Genomic DNA, 20,086 nt, shown 5'->3' on the forward strand with positions numbered 1-20,086 from the left:
GTCTTTTGCAGGCGGGGGAGGTGACGGGATGCGCGGGGCGGGCGGGACACGGTCAGCCGCCGGCCTCCGCCTTCGGCCGCCGCTCACGGCGGGGTGCTGGTCCTGCCGCTGCGCGTTCGGCGCGGATGCGCTCCAGTAGGACGGAAGCCGGCTCGTCGTTCGGATCCTGCGGCACCAGTTCGCCACGGAACGCCTTGGCGAGGATGGATTGGTTGAGGTTGGCGAGGCGGGTCGCACCGACGCGGTGTTGATCGATTACACGCGCGATCGCCTCATCATGTGCCTTCAGCTTCCGGAGGATCATCTCCTGCTCTTCAACTGGTGGAAGTGGAGCGACAAGAGCCTTCAACTTACTTCCATTGATATTCGCTTGACCAACTTGCTGGCTCACGACGCCGCGTGCCCACATTCTTCCGAATGGCGAATTGATATAAGCCGCAAGAAGGCGGGGATTAAGCCCTGCGACCTTGAGCCTTATCAGGTACGACGCAAACGAACAGGAGGTCGAATATCCTTCAAATACGGCGCATTTCCCGACCAACTCCGGACTATTGGTTCGGTTAAAAAGAAGGTCACCTTTATCGAGAAGAAGGGCGGGAAATTCTTCATGCTCTTCCGGAAGGCTCTTGATGCTATCGAAAACAATCGTTCCCGATTGAATATTTCCCATCCGCAGCACGACGACGCCATCTTGCTCTGTTGTCTTCGCAGACGTCCCATATTGGACGATCGGGCAAAGCTCATCCACGGTGACCCAACGCCACCCTTCAGGAAGTTCCGCACCCTCCTGGGCAATATCCTCTGCCGACTGATAACGAGATTTTCGCCCAGTGTTCACTCCTTTTTGCACGGCGTCCCAAAGCTGCCGACGCAATCCGGACAACTCGGCGTCGGAAATCGGCTGAAGACCATTTTGCTTTTCCCGCCACTCCGCCGTCAGGTCGCCACGGAAGGCGGCGGCGAGGACGGATTGGCGGTAGCGGTCGATCAGGGCCGGCAGCGTGTCCAGCGCCTCACGCGCCCGGCGCGATCGAGTCGCCAGTACCTCGATTTTCTCGACGATGCGGCGCTGTTCAGCGAGCGGGGCTAGTCGTACTGGCGCCTGAGCCAATTCGCCAAGGTTCAGAGTCTTGCGTGCAACCTCGCGAGACTCCCTCACCAACCAGTCCTGCATTTCGGCATCCGAAAGCCAATATGCAAGCCAAGCGCTTGTCACTGCGCCGTTTGGTGAGAGCTTTGCCAGAGCACGCGCAATGTTGCTACCACTTAGCTCACTAGGCACAACCGAGACGCGGCCGATTGTCCCTACTATGCTTACAAGAATATCCCCATTTTCGACGCGAGACCTTTGATACTGCTGATCGACGTCATGGGCAATACGTCGGAGGCGCTCAGTGTCCACCGAGCCATCAACAAGATCACACACCCGAATAAGCGTATTCCCGTCAGAGACATCATCTCCAGGCTGAATGACTCCGTAACAGAGAGGGCGCTCAGCACTGAGTAACTTCTCTAGCGTCGTGTACGTCCACCCCACCGGCATTTCCCGCCTGCTCATTCCGCAGCCTCCGCCACGGCACTGTCCGCCACCTCGTCACCCCCCAGCAGATCGGCCAGCGCCTCCATCTCCTCCAGCGCCACGCGCAGGGTGTCGATGATTTCGGCAGCGATCACGTCCGGTTCAGGCAGTTCGGTTTCGGCACCCTCGTCGCGCAGCCAAGTGAGGTCCAGGTTGTCGCCGCGCGCGGCGATCTGCTCGCGGGTGAAGCGGCGGAAGCGGCCCTGCTCGCCTTCGTCCATCCGGGGCGCCTTGCCCAGCGGGTCGGCGCCGTAGGCTGTCTCAAAGGCGGCGAAATGCTCGCGGGTCAGCGGGCGGGTCTTGCCGAACTGCGGCATGTTGGAGCGCATGTCATAGACCCAGACCTCGCCGGTGTTGCCCTTGTCGCTGCGGCCGCGGGTGAAGAACAGGACGTTGGTCTTGACGCCCTGGCTGTAGAAAATGCCGGTCGGCAGGCGCAGGACAGTGTGCAGGTCGCACTTGTCCATCAGGTCCCGGCGGATGTCGCGGCCGGCATTGTCCTCGAACAGCACATTGTCCGGCAGCACGACGGCGGCCCGGCCGCCGGGCTTCAGGCCGCGGTAGATGTGCTGAAGGAAGGCGAGCTGCTTGTTCGAGGTCGGGTAGGTGAAGTCGTCGCGGCTCGGCAGGCCGCCGCCCTTCTTGGTGCCGAAGGGCGGGTTGGTCAGCATGACGTTGACCTTCGGCAGCCGCGCCCCCTGCTCCGACAAGGTGTCGCCGAGCTGGAGGTCGCCGGTGACGTCGTGCAGCATCAAGTTCATCAGGCCGAGCCGGTGAGCGTCCGGCACCAGCTCCATGCCGCAGAAGGCGTCTTGGCGCTGGAAATTCTGGTCTCTCTCGCTCAGGTCCCACAGGTCGTTGGTATGCGCCTTGACCCAGCGGTCGGCGGCGATCAGGAAGCCTCCGGTGCCGGCCGCCGGATCCTGCACATACTCGCCCGCCTGCGGCTTGACCAGCGCCACCATGCTGTCGATCAGCGGACGCGGGGTGAAGTACTGGCCGGCGCCCGACTTCTTCTCCGTCGCGTTGCGCTCCAGCAGGCCCTCGTACATGTCGCCCAGCCCTTCCTGGCGGGCGGAGTACCAGTCCAGCCCCTCGATCGCCTCGACCAGCGCCTTGAGGATGCGCGGCTGGCGCAGGCTGGTCTGGGCGTTCTGGAAGATCGACTGGACCTGCGCGGAGCCGTAGGTGCCGAGGTGGATCAGCATTTCCTTGTAGAAGGTCAACTGCTCGACGCCCTGCTTGCCGCGGACATCGCCCCAGCGGTAGCCGGGCGGCAACTGCTCCTCCGCCCCCGTCTCCTCCGCCATCTTGAGGAAGATCAGGTAGGTCAGCTCGGTCACATACTGGTGATAGGTGATGCCGTCATCCCGCAGGATATGGCACAGCCCCCAGAGCTTGGAGACGATGTCGTTGGTAGCGTTCATGATTCTCTTTTTGTCAGGCTTAGGCTTTGGCGGAAGGAAACATGCTTATACACGCCACACCCCAAGTCCACCCCTCGTCATCCATTTCATAGTCTTCAGATGGTGCCCAGATGGCATCTGCAGCCTCAGCGATTTTCTTAAAACGCGAGGTGAGTGTGTCTTGCGCGTTCTTTCCCTTTGCCGAGCTATACGCAACTATATAACCTACCTCTAAAAGGGGGTTATCTCCCTTTAACCATTGGCGGATTCGTTTTATGTCGGAAATACATTGACTCTGATGCCAACATTTCTTTATTTCGATAACTGCTCTTGGGTAGTAATCCTCTGACCACACCAATATATCGAATCTCTGTCTTTCACGCATTTTCACACGTCTTTTATCAATTTTTAAATTGCAGTCTTCTAAAATTCTTTTAGTAGACGCCTCAAGAGTTACGTACACACCCTTGCCGTGAAATTGCATTCTGGATATTTCATTTGCTATTGATGACTGGATATAAGACTCCGGCGCCGCATCAAGCCAATGCCCGCCGCTCATTTTGCGATAATCTTTGAATGCGCCTTTCGCTCCAACCAGAATTGCTTTCCCAATACCATCTGTGCCTATTGATCTCCTTGTCATCAAATAACCTCTTGCCAGATAAATTCGCCTATTTCTTGCATAACATTAGACAACCGCCCCTCGAACACCCGGTCCAGCCGCGCGAACCCGCCACCCTGCTGGCGGAACTCGCCTTGGTCGAGGGTGTCGCGGTCAATAACGACCTCCTTCTTCATATGCCGGGCGATCCGTTCCAGCCAGTCGCGCTGCGCCTTCGTCCAGGGCCGGCTGGATAGCACCCGGCGCATCGCCCGGTCCACCCGCTCGTCATAGGGCACCAGCGCGTCGCCCAGCGCCGCCCGGCGGATATAGCCGATCACCGACGCGGCGATATCGGCATTGTCCATGTCGCGGAAGGCCGCCCGCAACTCCGCCTCGCCGAAGCCGTCGCGTTCCAGCAGCAGGCGGACTTCGCGCAGTTGGGCGCGGGTCAGCTCGCGCGGGGCGTTGGCGACGGCGTTCAGCGCCGGCACCCGGTTCATGGTCTCGGCGAGATAGCGGCGGAAGCTGGCGATGTAGTCCTCCGGCCGGGTGATGTTGGCGCCGTAGCCGGTTTCCTCGTGCCGGAACTCGTCGGCACCGTCATAAAGCGGGACATGGATCGGGTCGTCGCCGATGCGGGTGTCCAGCAGTTCCATCAGCGCCCGGTGGTCGATCAGGATGCGGGCGGCCTCCTCCGGTGCCGCGTCACGCAGGCGACGGACGAAGGTTTCGGAGTCGGTGCCGGCAAGGTCGCGGAAGCGGCGCTCGCCCGCCTCGGTCAGCCTGCGGCGCTTGCGGTGCAGCTTGGCGACGATCTGGCCGACCAGCCAGCGCGCCTGCTGCCGGCGCCGCTCGGCCGCCTGCGGGTCCTCCGGCGCGGGTGCCGGCTGGGCATCCGGACCGAGGAACGGGGCCTGCCCCTCCTCCGCGAAGCCGGTCAGTGGAGTCAGTGGAAGCACCGGGGCCGGTGGCGCCTGCGCCGGCAGGGGCGTGCCGGTCGCCCCGGCCAGTTCCTCCATCAGTGTGGCGAAGGTGATGTTCGGGTTGGTCACCACCGGCTTCATCTGCGACAAGCCCTCCATCGCCGCATAGATGCCGACGGCGTCGAAGATGCGGAAGGCGGTCTTGTGCCGGCCGGGGCCGAACAGATCCTCGCACAGGCGGGTGCCGCGGCCGATCATCTGCTCGTACAGGATGCGGCTGTTGACCCGGCGGATGAAGACGAGGTTGACGATTTCCGGCACGTCGATGCCGGTCGTCAGCAGGTCGACGGTGACGGCGACCTTCGGCAGCTCCTCGTTCTTGAAGCGGCGGATTTGCCGCATCGGATCGTCCGAGCGGCCGGTGATCTTGGCGACGGCGTCGTTGTCGATCCCGCCGTAGCGGTCGGCGAAGGCGGTCCGCAGGGCGGCCACCACGGTTTCGGCGTGCAGGTCGGTCGCGCAGAAGACCAGCGTCTTGCCGGGCAGGCTGGGGTCGATGTGCCCGGCCAGCCATTCGGCGATGACCCGGTTGAAGTCGCGCGTCAGGACGCGGCGGTTGAAGTCCTGGACGTCATAGCGGACCTCGTCCGGCAGATGGACCAGGTCCAGTTGGCCGGTGCGGGTGTCCAGCACGTCCACCGCCGCCCCGGCGTCCCAATGGATGCCCTCCTGGCTGAGCGCGGTGTGGGCGCGGATGGGCGGCTCATGATCGACCAGCCAGCCGTCGATGACGGCCTCCTGGTAGGTGTAGTGGATCACCGGCTCGCCGAAGATGTCGACGGTGTGCAGGGCCGGGGTGGCGGTCAGGCCGATCTTCACGGCGTCGAAGCGGTCGAGCACGCGCCGGTACTTGGAGATGTAGTCGCCCTGGTCGCGGAAGCTCAGCTCCTCGTCGCCCATTTCACGGTCGAGCAGATAGCCGCGGTGGCATTCGTCGACGACGATGCAGTCATACTCGTCGATCGGCGGCGGGGCGTCGCTGCCCAGGATGCGGCGGACCAGGGATTGGACGGTGGCGATGTGCAGCTTGGTTTCCGCGTCCGGGATGCTGTCGCCCAGCTCCTTGACCTGGAAGATGTCGGCGAAGACCTGTTGCTGCTCCATCCGCGTTTCCTTGAACGCGTTGCCGGCCTGCTCGCCCAGAGCGGTGCGGTCGACCAGGAACAGGATGCGGCGGAAGCGCTGCGCCTTCAGCAGGCGATAGACCAGCGCGATGCAGGTCTTGGTCTTGCCGGTGCCGGTGGCCATGGCGACCAGGATGTCGCGCCGGCCGGCGCCGATGGCGGCCTCCACCGCGCGGATGGCCCGCTCCTGATAGTCGCGCAGCGGGAAATTGTAGCCGAAGGGGTCGCGGACAAGCCGGTCCTGCGCGGCCCGCGGATCGTTGCGCAGCGACTCCAGCAGGCCGGCCGGGCTGTACCAGCCGTCGAGCGCCTTGGCATGGTTGTGAGGATGGCGGGCGTCGCGGAACCAGACGCCCGACAGCTCCTCGAACTGGCGCAGGAAGGGACGGCCGTTGGTCGAGAACAGGAAGGGCACCGGATAACGTGCGTCGCCCTCCCCCCACGGCCCTTCGGCCGGCGGCGCTTCGTCGGCGCGGCGGCCATATCCGCGGCTGTAGCGGGCCGCCCGCTCGATGTATTCGGAGGCGTTTGTGTTGCGGCGTTTCGCCTCGACCATGCCGACGATGGTCAGGCCGACGAACAGGGCGTAATCGGCCCGACCGTCCGCCGTGGGCCATTCCGCAATGGCGAGGTTGCGGCCCTTCTGGGGGCGGGTGCCGGCGGCGTAGCTCAGCGCCTCGCTGTCGGCCTCCCAGCCGGCTTCGCGAAGCTGGGCATCGATCAGGCGGCGGGTTTCGCGCTCGTCGAGGTCAATGCCCTGCCCGACCTCCTGCGCCAGCTCGACGGTCTGCTGGATGGCGTGCGCCGGCATGGCGGCGGCCTGTGCCTGGACGCTGGTCAGCAGCTCGGCTTCCAGGCGGGCGCGGTCGGCCTCGACCTGCTGGGCCAACCGCTCCCACTCCAGCCGGTCGGCCTCGGCCTTTGCGGCGCGCTCCTCCGCGGTCAGGCGGCGCTCGGCTTCGGCCTGCGCCTCGGCTGCCAAACGGTCATGGGCCGACTGCTGCGCCTGGAGTTCCCCGCGCAGCCGGTCCAGCTCCGCCTTCAGCGCGGCGCTTTCGGCGCGGGGGTCGCGCGGCGGCACGAAGGGGCCGGGGTTGAAGACGCGGTCGCCGGTCACGGTACGATGGAACCAGACGCCCAGCGTGCGGCCATGCTTCAGGCAGGACAGCGCCATCGCCTGATCGCCGGCAAGGTCGTGGTTGGCGGCGTTGCCGGTCTTGCGGATGTAGTGGAACAGGTCGCCGACCTCGCGCGGCAGGGCGCCACGGTCGCGCAGGCGGCGGAGCAACTGGTCCTGCGTCTCCTCCGGCGAGGTCCACATGCCGAGCTTGGCGGCCGTCAGTTGGGCCAGCAGCTCGGCGAATTGCCGCATCTTGAGGATCGCGGTGTTGGCGTCCTCGGCGAAGAAGCGCTCACCGAGCGCACCAAGCCGTTCAAGCTGGACGCTGTGTTTCGCGAGGAAGCTGAAGTTGGCTGACCGGCTCACCATTCACCTCATGCAAGCGCTCAAGCTTACACGTCATGGAGAGCCCTGTCACCTTGCGGGAACGACCTGGGGTTGGATCGTAACGGCACCGCAACGGTCGCCGCGCGGCTTCCGCCTTCTGCCCCGCCCTGACGAGCGCCGGTGCGCGTCACGTCAAATGCTGCCGGTTCAGGTAGTCCTCGCTCTGCATCTCCATTAGGCGGCTCACCGTCCGCTCGAACTCGAAGGCGTGGGTGCCCTCCGGATAGAGCCGTTCCGGGGGGCCTTCGGCGGCGATGACGACGTTGACCTTGTGCTCGTACAGCGCGTCGATCAGCGTCATGAAGCGCTTGGCCTCATTGCGCAGGTCGTCCTTCATGGTCGGCACGTTGTCGATCAGCACGGTGTGGAAGTGGGTGGCCAGCGCCAGATAGTCGGCGGCTCCCAGCGGCTTGCCGCAGAGGTCCCAGAAATCGACGCGGGCCACGCATTTGGCGGCGCGGGCGATCTCCAGCTTGCGGCCCTGCACCGTCAGCGTGGTCGGCTCGCCCGCAGCGCCGCCCGTGAGGGCCTTGAACGCCTCGTCCAGCGCCGCCGTGGCGGCCGGGCCGAGGGGGTGATGGTAGATCGGAACGCCCTTCAGCCGGTCGAGCCGGTAATCGATCGGGCCGTCCAGCGACAGGATGTCGAGCTTCTCCTTCAGGAGCGCGATGAAGGGCAGGAACAGCTCGCGCTGCAGGCCGTCCTTGTACAGCATGTCCGGCGGCCAGTTGGAGGTCGCGACCACCACGACGCCGAGGTCGAACAGGTTGGTGAACAGCCGGCCGAGGATCATCGCGTCGACGATGTTGGTGACGTGGAACTCGTCGAAGCACAGCAGCCACGCCTCGTCGGCCAGCGCCCGGGCCAGTTCCGGCAGCGCCTCGTCCGGCCCGTCGCCCTTCCCCTTGCCGGTCTGGCGGTAGTCGTGGATGCGCTGGTGGACCTCCAGCATGAATTCGTGGAAGTGGACGCGGCGCTTCCGGTCGACCGGCGCCGTCTCGTAGAACAGGTCCATCAGCATCGACTTGCCGCGGCCGACGCTGCCGTAGAGGTAGAGCCCCTGCGGCGCGGTGGACGCGATGTCGGGCGGCGGCGGCGCCGCACGGAGCCGGCCCAGCCCGAAGCGCTCCAGCCAGCCGCCGCCGGAGCCCTTGCCGTCGCCGGTGTGCTGCGGACGATAGCCCTTCAGCGCCTGGTACAGGCTCTGGAACTTCTCCGCCGCCAACTCCTGGTCGGGATCGGGGCGAAGCGAGCCGGTGCCGCGGCGGGCGCGGTAGAGCGAAAGCGGTCCTTCGGTCATGGCGAATGCATCGTCCGGCTGGCGGGGAGGAGGTCCTTACCTAGCGGATGAGGCTCCGGTCGACAACGGCCGTGAGGGCCGTGGCGGGCATGGCTGGTGGCAGCGGGAAGCGGGAAGCATGGCCGGCGAGTCGAGGGCGGCGGTTCAAGGTCGGCGGATCAAGGCCGGCGACAGCCCGCGTCGATTGGTTGCACTTTCCTTACAGGGGCGGCTCGGTTAAGGAGAGTACCCGTATCAATTGTCTTTCAAAAGAAACCACACGCCGATGGCCGTTCCCGGCTCCGCCCCCCTGCCCCGCTGCACCCCCGCCACCATGGCGGGGTCGCTGCGCAGGCGGCTGGGCTCGGTCCGTTTCCTGGTGACGGCCTCCGGCATCGCCTTCATCCTGGTGGTGAACGCCCTGATCGGCTACGGCCTGCTGCAAAGCCGGCGCGAGGCGATCGTCGCCGGCGAGCGTGCCACCCGCGACCTCGCCCGCATGCTGGAGGCGCAGGCCCTGCGCACCGCCTTCGCCACCGACCAGTTGCTGTCGGACCTTTCCTTCGTGCTGGACACCCATGCGGAAGCGGCCAGCCGCGGCAGCCCGGCGATGCACGACTACCTGAAGCGGCGGCTGGCCGCCTTCCCCGAACTGGCCGGGTTGGCGGTGATCGGGGCGGACGGGCGCGTCCTGCACCATTCCGCCGCAACGCCCCCGCCCCTCTCCCCGTTGACCGACCGCGCCTATTTCGCCCGGCAGCGCGAGCCGGGGAGCGGGCTGTTCATCGGGGCGCTGATCGACAGCAGGGTGGTCCCCGACACCCAGGTCATCCCCTTCAGCCGGCGCCGCAGCGGGCCGGAGGGTGACTTCCGCGGCGTGGTGGTGGCGATGGCGAACCCGGCACGGCTGGCGGCAACCCTGGAATCGCAGGGAATCGACCGCAAGGGCGGCATGTTCCTGGCGCTGGACGACGGCACCGTGCTGCTCGAACGGCCGCAGGGCCGACCAGGCATCGGGTCGCTGTCCGGCTGGCCGGCGGCCCAGGCGATGCTGGACGCGTCCGCCGGGCAGCGGCGGCGCGACGGGCTGGCGGAAGGACTCACCGCCCGCGGCGTGGCCCCCGGCCCGGCCGGCGCGCATGGCGGCAACCATGGCGGCATCGACAGCCTCATCAGCGTGCGCCGCGTGCCGGGTTACCCGTTCGTCGTGGTGACGACCCTGCCAGTCGCCGCGGTGCTGGCCGACTGGCGGCGCGATTCCGCCGCCTGGACCGCCATCGCGATCGTCATGACGCTGGCCATCGCCCTGCTGACCGCCTTCGTCGTCCGGCAGCATATGCGGCGGGAGGAGGACCGGGCGCGGCTCGCCCGCGTGTCGCGGCGGATCCGCGGCATTCTCGATTCGATGCTGGACGCCGTGGTGACCTTCGACACCGGAGGCCGGATCATCACCTTCAACCGCGCGGCCGAGACGATGTTCGGCGTCGCCGAGCGCGAGATGGTCGGCCAGCCCATCGAGGCGCTGATCCCCGGCGCCCGCGACAGCGGCGCCGAAAGCGACCTGACCGCCCGGCGCCGCGACGGGCATGCCGTCCCTGTCGCCTTCACCGTCAGCGACCTGCGGCTGGGCGGCTGGGGGCAGGGCTCCGGGCAAGAATCGGGGCCGGAAGAGCCGCGCGTCTTCGTCGGCGTCATCCGCGACATGACACGCCGCAAGCAGCAGGAGGCGGAGCTGGTCGCCTCCAAGACCCAGGCCGAGTTGGCCAACCGGGCCAAGAGCGAATTCCTGGCCAACATGAGCCACGAGTTGCGCACCCCGCTGAACGCCATCATCGGCTTCGCCGAGGTGCTGGACAGCGGCTATTTCGGCGCGGCGAACGAGCGGCAGAAATCCTGCATTTCCGACATCCACGAGAGCGGCCGCCACCTGCTGGACATCGTCAACGCCGTGCTGGACATGTCGAAGCTGGAAGCCGGCCAGTTCGACCTGGCCGAGGAGGCGATCGAGGCCCACGAGGCGGTCGCCCAATGCCTGATGATGGTGCGCGACCGCGCCGCCTCCGGCGGGATCGCGATCGACAACGAGGTGGCCGCCGCGGTCGCCACCCTGTGGGTCGACCGCCGCGCCTTCAAGCAGGTGGTGCTGAACCTGCTGTCCAATGCCGTGAAGTTCACGCCCGCCGGCGGCCGCGTCACCATCACCGCCGGGCGGGAGGCCGACGGCGGCTTCCGGCTGGCGGTGGCCGACACCGGCATCGGCATCCCCGCCGACTTCATGCCCCACCTGTTCCAGCCCTTCCGCCAGGCGGAGAACGCGGCCAACCGCCGCTACGAGGGCACCGGGCTGGGGCTGTCGATCTCCAAGAACTTCATCGACCTGCACGGCGGCAGCCTGACCTGCGACAGCCGGCCGGGCGAAGGCACCTGCATGACGGTGCGGCTGCCGGCGGAGCGGGTGCTCGACCAGCCGATCGCCGCCGCGGCGGCCGGTATCGGCAAGCCGCCCGGCGGTCCATCGGTGTAGCCGGCGTCCCCCGTCATTGCCGTGACGCGGCCGGGCGGCGGCCTGGGGTCGCCAGGGGCGGGCGTCAGCGCAGGCGGGTGGCGGTGAAGCGGCGGGGCGGGTCGACGAAATCGTCCTGGGCGGCGATGAGCTGAAGCTCGCGCGTGCCCAGCCGCCTCGTCGTCTCGAAGATGGCGAAGATCGCCGCGGCCGCCTTCTCCAGCGCGTCGGCGGGATCGAAGGCGGCCAGGTAATGGGCGAGGAACAGCGCCGCCACCGCGTCGCCCGAGCCGCTGGGCGGCGGGTCGAAGGTCAGGCGCGGCGTCGCGACCAGCCAGGCGCCATCGGTGGCGTCGACCAGCATCTCGATGCTGTCGGGATCGGCGTCGCTGCGGGTCAGGCTGGTCACCAGCACCAGCCGCGGCCCGCGGGCGCGCAGGGCGGCGGTCGCCGCCAGCGCGTCGTCCAGCGTCGCCACCTTGCGGTCGGTCAGGTATTCCAGCTCGAACTGGTTGGGCGTCATCAGGTCGGCGGCGGGGACCGCATGCTCCTTGATAAAGTCCGGCAGGCCCGGCCGCACGAAGAAGCCGCGGCCGACATCGCCCATCACCGGATCGCAGCAATAGACCGCCTTGGGATTGGCCGCCTTCACCCGTGCCGCCGTCTCGACGATCACCCGGCCCAGCCCGACGTCGCCCATGTAGCCGGACAGAACCGCGTCCTGCACCGGCAGCGCGCCGCGGGCGGCGATGCCGTCGACCACGTCGGCGATGTGCTCCGCGGTGAAGACCTGCCCGGTCCAGGCGCCGTAGCCGGTGTGGTTGGAGAACTGGACGGTGTTGACCGCCGTGGCGTCGATCCCCAGCCGCTGCAGCGGGAACACCGCGGCCCGGTTGCCGACATAGCCGTAGGCGACGTGCGATTGGATGGTGAGGACGCTCTTCATGGCCAGGGAGCGTAAGCGACGCCTCGCCGGGCGTAAAGCCGCCCTGCCGGTCGGCGCAGGCCCGGGCGGTGGCATGGCTGCCATGCGGAGGGGAGATCAGGCCGCCTCGTCGCCGTCGTCGTCGCCGCCGCCCAGCAGGAAGTCGATGTCGCCGCCGTCGAGCGCGCTGACCAGGCCCTTGCCCTCGATGGTGGCCGCCGACAGGCTGCCCTTGCGGCGCTGAAGGTCGAGGATGCGCTCCTCCACCGTGTTGGCGGCGATCAGCTTGTAGACGAAGACCGGCTTGTCCTGGCCGATGCGGTAGGCGCGGTCGGTCGCCTGGTCCTCGGCCGCCGGGTTCCACCAGGGGTCGTAGTGGATCACCGTGTCGGCGGCGGTCAGGTTGAGGCCGCGGCCGCCGGCCTTCAGGCTGATGAGGAAGACCGGCACCTCGCGGTTCTGGAAGCGGTTCACCGGCTCGGCGCGGTCCAGCGTGCGGCCCGTCAGCTCGACATAGGGAACGGCTGCCTTCTCCAGCTCCACCTTGATCAGGTCGAGCATGGTGGTGAACTGCGAGAAGATCAGGATGCGCCGGCCTTCCGGCACCATCTCCCGCACCATCCCGACCAGCGCCGCCAGCTTGGCGCTCTGCTTGTGCTTGCCGGGGGTCGCCGCGAGCGACTTCAGCAGGCGCGGGTCGCAGCAGACCTGGCGCAGCTTCAGCAGCGCGTCGATCACCGCGATGGCGTTCTGGCCCAGCCCCTTGCCGCTGGCGGCGGCGTTGGCGGCCAGCGCCGCGCGCACCGTCTCGTTCACCGACAGGCGGATGGTCTCGTAGAGGTCGCGCTGGTCGCGCTCCAGGTCGATGCGCACCACCACCTCGGTCTTGGGCGGCAGCTCCTTGGCCACCGCCTCCTTGGTGCGGCGGAGCAGGAAGGGGCGGATGCGGCGCATCAGCAGGCCGGCGCGGGTGTTGTCGCCGCGCTTCTCGATCGGCACGCGGTAGCGCTTGCCGAACTCCTTGCGGTCGCCGAGCAGCCCCGGCATCAGGAAGGCGAACTGGCTCCACAGCTCGCCCAGGTTGTTCTCCACCGGCGTGCCGGACAGGCAGAGCCGGTGGCGCGCCGGCAGCGCCGCCACCGCGCGCGTCGCCTTGCCGTCGGGGTTCTTGATCGCCTGCGCCTCGTCGAGCACGATCATGTGCCAGTCGAGCCGCTTCAGCAGGTCGACGTCGCGCGCCACCACGCCGTAGGTGGTGACGACGATGTGGGCGCGGCCGACCTCGGCCAGCCGGCCGTGGCGGTCGACGCCGTGCAGCACGACGACGCGCAGGTGCGGGGTGAAGCGCCCGGCCTCCGCCACCCAGTTGGGCACCAGGCTGGTCGGCACCACCACCAGGCAGGGGGCGGTCAGCCGGCCCTCATGCTCCTCCATGGCGATGTGGGCGAGCGTCTGGGCGGTCTTGCCCAGCCCCATGTCGTCGGCGAGGATGCCGGCGACGCTGTTGGCGCGCAGGCTCTGCATCCAGGCCAGCCCGGCGCGCTGGTAGTCGCGCAGCTCGCCGCGGAAGCCCGGCGGCGGGGTCATGTCGCCCACCACCTCGTCGGCGCGCAGCCGCCGCAGGTAGCCGTCGATCTGCGCCGTCTCGTCGCCGCGCCGGGCGATCAGGTCGTCGATGTCCAGCAGGTTGTCGGCCTCGGCCAGCGGCACCTTCAGCCGGTCACCGCTGCTGCGCCCGCTGTCCAGCATGGCCTCCAGCACGCTGAGCAGCCGCTCGATCCGCTCGGCCGGCAGCGCCAGGACGTTGCCGTCGTCGAGCACGATGTGGGCACGGCCGTCGATGACGCGAGTGGTCGACAGGCCGCCCTTCTCGACCAGGCGGGCGAGGATCGGCAGCAGCGGCCGGCGCTCCCCGTCGATCTCCACCCCGACGTCCAGGTCGAACCAACCGTCACCGGCGTCGCGCACCGCGACCTCGACCTCGGCGCCGGGTGCGATCACTTTGGTGCCGAAATCGGCGCCGACCTCGACCGTCCAGCCGGCCTTGGTCAGGGCCGGGACCTCGTTGGCGAGGAAATGCGCCCAGCGCTCCTCGACGTCGCGGCCGGTCAGCCAGTGGACGCGGGTGCCGCGCGCGTTCAGCGACCCCTTCGCCGGCTCGATCCGCGCCTGGGCGAAGCCGAGGCCGGACAGGCGCTCCAGCGCCGCCTGCTCGTCGGCCTTGTCGCGGCGGATGAAGGTGACGGCGCCGGCCTCGTCCTCGTGGCGGGCGAACTGGCGCTGGTCGTCGGGCTCGATCTCTACCGGCCGGCCGGGCTCGCCATAGTCGAAGGACAGGCGCAGCACGTCGACCAGCCCGTCGGCCGGCGTCACCACCCGGCCGAGCCGGGCGATGATGCCCGGCGACCGTTCGACGATGGCCGCCGCATCGCCGCCGCCGCCGCGCACGCCGGGGATCGGGTTGTCGCGGAAGCTCGACGGCGGCGGGGTGATGCGCGGCATCGCCGCAGGTGCGGAGCGGGACGGCCCGAACAGGCGGGAGGCGGATGGTTTTTGGGCCGGCGGCTTGTGGATCGGGGGTGGGGGCGGCGGTGCCGGCGGGGCCGGCTTGGCCTTCGGCACCTCGACCACCTGGAGGTCGACCGGAAAGACGGTGCCGGTCGCCGAATCGACGCACCAGTAGGTCTGGCCCTTCACCAGCACGCTGCGCTCCGGCAGGCCGGTCGGGCGGAGCTTGCGGGTGGCCGGATCGCGGAAGGCACGGATGGCGCGGGCCGGCGCCTCGGCCAGCGGGGTGCCGTCGCGCCAGCGCAGCCGGCCGGTGGCCAGCAGCCGGCGCAGCAGGCGGTCGATCGCTTCGCCCCGGTTCCTGGCCACCGGCGTGCGCTCCGCCCCGCCGCCCCCCAGCAGGCGGGCGATGGCGCGGTCGGCATCGCCGTCGAGGTTGCGCGGCGCACCGGCCAGCACGTCGCGCGGGCTGGCGGCATGGCCGTCGGCCGCTCCCCCCTCGGCCACGAACTCGGCAAGGATGTAGCAGGCGACCTCGCCCTGCCCCGGCTCGATCGTCCAGCGCAGGCTGCGCGCCGCTGCCGGAGCCGGTGGCGCCGGGGGAGCGGGAACCGCCCCCGGACGGATGGCGGGCGGGCGGATGGCGGGTGGGCGGGGAGCGGGCGGGTGCGCGGGCGGGTGCGTGGGCGACGGCGGGTTGGAGGGTTGGCGGACCAGGCTGAGCGGCGCCGCCGCCGGGCGGGTAGCCGGAGCGGGCGGTGGGGCGGCGGGAGGAGCCGCAAGGGCGGGGGGCGGCAGAACGGGTGGCGGCGGCGGGGCCAGCGGCGCCTTGACGTCGGCCACGTCGAACAGCGAGGCGCGGCGCCATTCCGGGCGGCTTTCCAACGCGAGCATCGCCGCCGCCGCCATGTGGGCACAGGCATTGCGGCCGCAGGTGCAGCTCCGCTCCAGCACGACGCTGCGCTTGCCCTGCACGGGGGTCACCCTCACCGACAGCCGGCGCCCCAGGTCGCTGACCTCGGCCTCGACGCGGTGGCCGCCGGGCGGCGCCAGCGTCACCGCACCGGTCATGATGAGCGTGCGTCCGCGCTGCAGCGTCTTGGCATCAAAGACGCGCGTCAGGTCTTCCTGCGAGAAGGGGACGGCAGCGCCGCCCGAGGGGCCACGCGGCAAGGCATCGAACAGCGACATGCGGTGCGGACGGAACCCGGCGGGACAGAGTGGTCGGAACGAAACGAAAACGGGGGCGTCGGTATAGGATCTTGCGCTACGGCGCGCAAGCCCCGGCTTGGGCGCCGCAGCGTCCGGCACGGCGGCGGTGGCGCCGGCCGGCGACGCGCCCCCGGCTGACCGTCATAGCACAGGATGGCGCCGGCTTCACCCTGTTGGCCATCATCAGGCTGGCCGCACCCCTGTTGTCCGTCAGGTTGTCGGACGTCAACCGGGATGGCCGGGCAGCGGCAGGCCGGCGAAGGCGCACAGCCCGCCGCCCTGGACATGGTAGGCGAGCTGGTAGGCGACCCGGCGGATCACCGCCTCGACGAAGGAGGGATCGCCGGCATGGACCAGCAGCGCCAGCCCGATCGCCATGATCCCCAGCAGCCAGAGCGGGGTGCGCAGGCGCGGTGCCCGGTCCTTCCGGCTGGTCCACAGGAACAGCAGCACCGACAGCCCGCCGACCAGCAGCCCGACGGCCACCTCGGCCCGGGAATGGGCGGAGACGACGACACGCGAGGCGGAGATCGCCAGCACCAGCGCCACGGCCGCCGCCGGCAGCCCGAGCCGCAGCCAGCGGGAGTCGGCGTTGCGGGCGGCCAGCGCCGCCACCGACCCGTAGAACACCGCCGAGAAGGCGGCATGGCCGCTCGGGCTGATGAAGCGGTCGCCGGGGAACAGCGCCTCGTAGAGCGGGAATTCCGGCAGGCCGCAGCCGTGGCCGACCAGCTTCAGCACCACCATCACCCCCAGGCAGACGGCGAGCGCCAGCAGCCAGCGCATCGCCATCGGCGCCGAATGCCGCCGCCACAGCGCGGTGGCATAGAGCGCCGACAGCGGCACGAGGAGGCTGCTGCTGCCGAGGTGGGTGATGGCGACGCTGGCAGTGGCGAGCATCGGGTCCCCATGGATGTGGGTTGGGAATGGACGGACGGCTCTGGCACATGGTGCGACGCAGCAAGCGCCGCAAGGTCCCGACCCGTCCGGGGTACCTTGCACCGCGAGGCTGCGCGGAAGGAAGGGGTAAGTTGTGGACGGCCGGCGGCGGCGGGGCTAATGCTGGCCGCACCGACCATCCGCCCCTCCTCCCCCCGAACCGCACAGGGACTTCGCCCATGGCCATGACCGTCCGCCCCCGCCGCAGCGTGCTCTACATGCCGGGTTCGAACGCCCGCGCCCTGGAGAAGGGCCGTAGCCTGCCGGCCGACGGGCTGATCCTGGACCTGGAGGATGCCGTCACGCCGGACGCCAAGGCGGCGGCGCGCGACACCATCGCGCGGGCGCTGGCGGACGGCGGCTATGGCGGGCGGGAGCTGGTGGTCCGCACCAACGGGCTGAACACCCCCTGGGGCTTCGAGGACCTGCGGATGGCGGCGGCCTGCGGCGCCGACGCCGTGCTGCTGCCCAAGGTGGAGAGCGCCGACGCCGTCCGCCAGGCCGAGGCGCTGCTGCGCGCGTCGGGTTCCCCCGGCAGCCAGAGGATCTGGTGCATGATGGAGACGCCGCTCGGCATCCTCAACGCCCGCGAGATCGCCGCCGCCTCCCCCGCCGTCGGGGCGCTGGTGCTGGGGACCTCCGACCTTGCCAAGGACTTGCATGCCGCCCACACCGCCCAGCGGCTGCCGATGATCACCAGCCTCGGCCTCTGCCTGCTGGCGGCGCGCGCCTATGGGCTGGCGGTGCTGGACGGGGTGCACCTGGACCTGAACGACGACGAGGGCTTCGCCGCCTCCTGCCGCCAGGGGCGCGAGCTGGGCTTCGACGGCAAGACGCTGATCCACCCCAAAACCATCGCCGCCTGCAACGCCGCCTTCGCCCCGAGCGCGGAGGACATCGCCCACGCCCACCGCATCATCGCCGCCCATGCCGAGGCGGCGGCGGCCGGCAAGGGGGTGGTGCTGGTCGACGGCAAGCTGGTGGAGAACCTGCATGTCGAGAACGCCCGCCGGCTGGTGGCGTTGGCCGATGCCATCGCGGTGCTTGAGGGCGGGGCGGAGGGCTGATATCGGCGCGATTGCGGCCTGATGGGAGATGACCGAAAATTTCGGTTGCAGAATCTGTTTATAACTTGGAACCAACCACCCGGCTGTCCGGTTGACAAACCAACAAGGCACAGTCGGAGGTTGGTTATGGCCTCGAAAGAGAGCGGCCGTACTTCGGGCCGCGGTTTTGCATCGATGGACCCGGATCGGCAACGCCAGATCGCCAGCAAAGGCGGTGAAAGCGTGCCGGCCGACAAGCGCAGCTTCTCGAAGAACCCGGAGCTTGCCGCGGAAGCAGGGCGCAAGGGGGGACGCAGCGTGCCTGCCTCCTCGCGCAGCTTCTCGCGCAACCCCTCGCTGGCGGCGGAAGCCGGCCGCAAGGGCGGACAGGCGAGCCATGGCGGCCGACCGGCCGACCGTCCGGCCGGGGGCGATTGAGCCGCTGCACCCGTGCAGACGAAAAAGCCCCCGTCCGGTGGACGGGGGCTTTCTCTTTTCCGAGGGCGTTTCCCGCCGCGAGGACGCGCGCGGTCAGGAGGACAGCTTGTCCAGCTCGCGCAGGATCGAGTCGCCCATGACGGTGGTCGAGCAGCGCGCCATGCCCGGTGCCATGATGTCGGCGGTGCGCATGCCGCCGCCCAGCACGGTCTGGATGGACTTCTCGATCATCCTGGCTTCCTCGTCCAGGTTGAACGAGTAGCGCAGGCACATCGCGAAGGACAGCAGCGTGGCGCAGGGATTGGCGAGGTCGCGCCCGGCGATGTCCGGGGCGGAGCCGTGCACCGGCTCGTACAGCGCCTTGCGGTTGCCGTTGGCGTCCGGCGCGCCCAGCGACGCCGACGGCAGCATGCCGAGCGAGCCGGTCATCATCGCCGCCTCGTCCGACAGGATGTCGCCGAACAGGTTGTCGGTGACGATCACGTCGAACTGCCTGGGGTTCTTCAGGAGCTGCATGGCGCCGTTGTCGGCGTACATGTGGCTCAGCTCGACATCCTGGAACTCCTCCTGGTGCAGCCTGGTCACTTCCTGCCGCCACAGCAGGCCGGATTCCATGACGTTCGCCTTCTCCATCGAGCACAGCTTGTTCCCGCGCTTGCGGGCCAACTCGAAGGCGACGCGGGCGACGCGGCGGATTTCCGAGGTGGTGTAGACCTGGGTGTTGACGCCGCGGCGCTCGCCGTCGCCGATCTCGGTAATGCCGCGCGGCTCACCGAAATAGACGCCGCCGGTCAGCTCGCGCACGATCAGAATGTCGAGGCCGCGGATGACGTCGGCCTTCAGGGTCGAGGCGTCGACCAGCGCGTCGAACACCACGGCCGGGCGCAGGTTGGCGAACAGGCCGAGTTCCTTGCGCAGGGCCAGCAGGCCGGCTTCCGGGCGCTTGGTGTAGTCGGTCGGGTTGTCCCACTTGGGGCCGCCGACGGCGCCCAGCATGACGGCGTCCACCGCCAGCGCCTCGGCCAGCGTGGCGTCCGACAGCGGCACGCCGTAGGCGTCGATGGCCGCACCGCCGACCAGCCCCTCGGACACGTCGAAGGTGATTTTGCGCTTGCGGTCCATCCAGTCGATGACCCGGCGCACCTGGCGCATCACTTCCGGGCCGATGCCGTCGCCGGGGAGGAACAGAAGCTTCTTATTGGCGGCCATGGCGGGCGCACTCCCAAATATCTGACGTCAAGAAGACAGAAGGTGAACGGGGATCGGCGGACGGGGCGGTCAGGCCCACATCCAGGGCTGGGCGGCGCGCTGCCTGCCCTCGTACCCGTCGATCTGGCCGGACTGCTGCATGGTCAGGCCGATGTCGTCCAGGCCGTTCAGCAGGCAGTGCCGGCGGAACGGGTCGAGGTCGAAGCTGATGGTGCCGCCGTCCGGCCCGGTGATGGTCTGCTTCTCAAGGTCGACCGTGATGACGGCGTTCGACCCGCGCGACGCGTCGTCGAGCAGCAGGTCGACCTGCTCCTTCGGCAACTTGATCGGCAGGATGCCGTTCTTGAAACAGTTGTTGTAGAAGATGTCGGCGAAGCTGGGGGCGATGATGCAGCGGATGCCGTAGTCGGCCAGCGCCCACGGCGCATGCTCGCGCGAGGAGCCGCAGCCGAAATTGTCGCCCGCCACCAGGATGCTGGCCTTGCGGTAGGCCGGCTTGTTCAGGACGAAGTCCGGGATCTCCTGCCCGTCCGCGGTGTAGCGCATCTCGTCGAACAGATGCTTGCCCAGCCCCGTCCGCTTGATGGTCTTCAGGAACTGCTTGGGAATGATCATGTCGGTGTCGACGTTGATCATCGGCAGCGGCGCCGCAACGCCGGTGAGAACCGTGAACTTATCCATCGCCAGAAATCCTGTCGCGCAAGAAGGCGCAAGCGTGCGCATGCAGAGGGTGGTGAATAGCAGACCCATCCAGCCATTGCCAGAGGAAGCTTGCCGTTTTCCCTGCGCGCCACGAGCGAACAGGTATGCGCGGGCGCGTCCTG

At 68.6% G+C, this 20,086-nt stretch carries 13 protein-coding genes; 3 read left to right on the forward strand and 10 right to left on the reverse strand.

The genetic code is table 11. The features are described 5' to 3' along the window. Nucleotides 1-52 precede the first annotated feature (52 nt). The 5 genes from J2850_RS04040 to zapE all read right to left on the reverse strand — a co-directional run bounded on the left by J2850_RS04040 (nucleotide 53) and on the right by zapE (nucleotide 8,503). Nucleotides 53-1,558 (reverse strand): restriction endonuclease subunit S, encoded by a 1,506-nt coding sequence (locus tag J2850_RS04040; RefSeq protein ID WP_209978995.1) that lies wholly within the window; start codon nucleotides 1,556-1,558, stop codon nucleotides 53-55. Then, nucleotides 1,555-3,006, reverse strand: a complete 1,452-nt coding sequence (locus J2850_RS04045) for a class I SAM-dependent DNA methyltransferase (RefSeq protein ID WP_209978997.1) — start codon at nucleotides 3,004-3,006, stop codon at nucleotides 1,555-1,557. The genes J2850_RS04040 and J2850_RS04045 overlap by 4 nt, the downstream gene beginning before the upstream one ends. 19 nt (nucleotides 3,007-3,025) lie before the next feature. Then, complete coding sequence (locus J2850_RS04050; RefSeq protein ID WP_209978999.1) at nucleotides 3,026-3,628, reverse strand: hypothetical protein; 603 nt, start codon at nucleotides 3,626-3,628, stop codon at nucleotides 3,026-3,028. Then, nucleotides 3,628-7,185: a type I restriction-modification system endonuclease gene (gene hsdR, locus J2850_RS04055; protein WP_209979001.1), complete on the reverse strand. Its 3,558-nt coding sequence runs from the start codon at nucleotides 7,183-7,185 to the stop codon at nucleotides 3,628-3,630. The genes J2850_RS04050 and hsdR overlap by 1 nt, the downstream gene beginning before the upstream one ends. 145 nt (nucleotides 7,186-7,330) lie before the next feature. Next, on the reverse strand, nucleotides 7,331-8,503 hold the full coding sequence (zapE, locus tag J2850_RS04060; RefSeq protein WP_209979003.1) for a cell division protein ZapE: 1,173 nt from the start codon (nucleotides 8,501-8,503) through the stop codon (nucleotides 7,331-7,333). A gap of 265 nt (nucleotides 8,504-8,768) precedes the next feature. On the opposite strand from zapE, the gene J2850_RS04065 reads away from it, so the two are divergent. Continuing rightward, nucleotides 8,769-11,006 (forward strand): ATP-binding protein, encoded by a 2,238-nt coding sequence (locus J2850_RS04065; RefSeq protein WP_209979005.1) that lies wholly within the window; start codon nucleotides 8,769-8,771, stop codon nucleotides 11,004-11,006. Nucleotides 11,007-11,070: 64 nt separating this feature from the next. On the opposite strand, the gene pdxY is transcribed toward J2850_RS04065, so the two are convergent. From pdxY to J2850_RS04080, 3 genes are all read right to left on the reverse strand, one after another. Further along, a complete protein-coding gene (gene pdxY, locus J2850_RS04070; protein WP_209979007.1) occupies nucleotides 11,071-11,931 on the reverse strand; it encodes a pyridoxal kinase PdxY in 861 nt (286 codons plus the stop codon). A gap of 96 nt (nucleotides 11,932-12,027) precedes the next feature. Continuing rightward, the gene (locus J2850_RS04075) at nucleotides 12,028-15,609 is read right to left on the reverse strand and encodes a DEAD/DEAH box helicase (RefSeq protein WP_209979009.1); all 3,582 of its coding nucleotides are present in this window, start codon (nucleotides 15,607-15,609) and stop codon (nucleotides 12,028-12,030) included. Nucleotides 15,610-15,855: 246 nt separating this feature from the next. Beyond that, nucleotides 15,856-16,530, reverse strand: coding sequence for a phosphatase PAP2 family protein (locus tag J2850_RS04080; protein ID WP_209979011.1), 675 nt, complete (start codon nucleotides 16,528-16,530; stop codon nucleotides 15,856-15,858). A gap of 218 nt (nucleotides 16,531-16,748) precedes the next feature. Between J2850_RS04080 and J2850_RS04085 the strand changes: the two genes are divergently transcribed. Both J2850_RS04085 and J2850_RS04090 read left to right on the forward strand, forming a co-directional pair. Then, on the forward strand, nucleotides 16,749-17,636 hold the full coding sequence (locus tag J2850_RS04085; protein WP_209979012.1) for an HpcH/HpaI aldolase/citrate lyase family protein: 888 nt from the start codon (nucleotides 16,749-16,751) through the stop codon (nucleotides 17,634-17,636). Between the two features lie 126 nt (nucleotides 17,637-17,762). Further along, the gene (locus J2850_RS04090; protein WP_209979014.1) at nucleotides 17,763-18,053 is read left to right on the forward strand and encodes a con-10 family general stress protein; all 291 of its coding nucleotides are present in this window, start codon (nucleotides 17,763-17,765) and stop codon (nucleotides 18,051-18,053) included. A gap of 93 nt (nucleotides 18,054-18,146) precedes the next feature. Here J2850_RS04090 and leuB read toward each other — a convergent pair whose 3' ends face one another. After that, nucleotides 18,147-19,262 carry a 3-isopropylmalate dehydrogenase gene (leuB, locus tag J2850_RS04095; protein ID WP_209979015.1) on the reverse strand — a complete coding sequence of 372 codons (1,116 nt, stop codon included), beginning with the start codon at nucleotides 19,260-19,262 and terminating at the stop codon, nucleotides 18,147-18,149. A 69-nt stretch (nucleotides 19,263-19,331) separates the two neighbouring features. Further along, nucleotides 19,332-19,943 (reverse strand): 3-isopropylmalate dehydratase small subunit, encoded by a 612-nt coding sequence (leuD, locus tag J2850_RS04100; RefSeq protein WP_209979017.1) that lies wholly within the window; start codon nucleotides 19,941-19,943, stop codon nucleotides 19,332-19,334. Between the last annotated feature and the right edge of the window lie 143 nt (nucleotides 19,944-20,086).

The sequence above is a fragment of the Azospirillum picis genome (assembly GCF_017876115.1).
Taxonomy (GTDB): Bacteria; Pseudomonadota; Alphaproteobacteria; order Azospirillales; family Azospirillaceae; genus Azospirillum; species Azospirillum picis.

Excerpts from the sequence above, each read along its gene's own strand:
- leuD (WP_209979017.1), bottom strand. The coding sequence starts at position 19,943 with ATGGATAAGTTCACGGTTCTCACCGGCGTTGCGGCGCCGCTGCCGATG.
- J2850_RS04050 (WP_209978999.1), bottom strand. The coding sequence starts at position 3,628 with ATGACAAGGAGATCAATAGGCACAGATGGTATTGGGAAAGCAATTCTG.
- J2850_RS04040 (WP_209978995.1), bottom strand. The coding sequence starts at position 1,558 with ATGAGCAGGCGGGAAATGCCGGTGGGGTGGACGTACACGACGCTAGAG.
- J2850_RS04065 (WP_209979005.1), top strand. The coding sequence starts at position 8,769 with ATGGCCGTTCCCGGCTCCGCCCCCCTGCCCCGCTGCACCCCCGCCACC.
- J2850_RS04075 (WP_209979009.1), bottom strand. The coding sequence starts at position 15,609 with ATGTCGCTGTTCGATGCCTTGCCGCGTGGCCCCTCGGGCGGCGCTGCC.
- J2850_RS04045 (WP_209978997.1), bottom strand. The coding sequence starts at position 3,006 with ATGAACGCTACCAACGACATCGTCTCCAAGCTCTGGGGGCTGTGCCAT.
- J2850_RS04080 (WP_209979011.1), bottom strand. The coding sequence starts at position 16,530 with ATGCTCGCCACTGCCAGCGTCGCCATCACCCACCTCGGCAGCAGCAGC.
- leuB (WP_209979015.1), bottom strand. The coding sequence starts at position 19,262 with ATGGCCGCCAATAAGAAGCTTCTGTTCCTCCCCGGCGACGGCATCGGC.
- zapE (WP_209979003.1), bottom strand. The coding sequence starts at position 8,503 with ATGACCGAAGGACCGCTTTCGCTCTACCGCGCCCGCCGCGGCACCGGC.
- pdxY (WP_209979007.1), bottom strand. The coding sequence starts at position 11,931 with ATGAAGAGCGTCCTCACCATCCAATCGCACGTCGCCTACGGCTATGTC.
- hsdR (WP_209979001.1), bottom strand. The coding sequence starts at position 7,185 with ATGGTGAGCCGGTCAGCCAACTTCAGCTTCCTCGCGAAACACAGCGTC.
- J2850_RS04085 (WP_209979012.1), top strand. The coding sequence starts at position 16,749 with ATGGCCATGACCGTCCGCCCCCGCCGCAGCGTGCTCTACATGCCGGGT.
- J2850_RS04090 (WP_209979014.1), top strand. The coding sequence starts at position 17,763 with ATGGCCTCGAAAGAGAGCGGCCGTACTTCGGGCCGCGGTTTTGCATCG.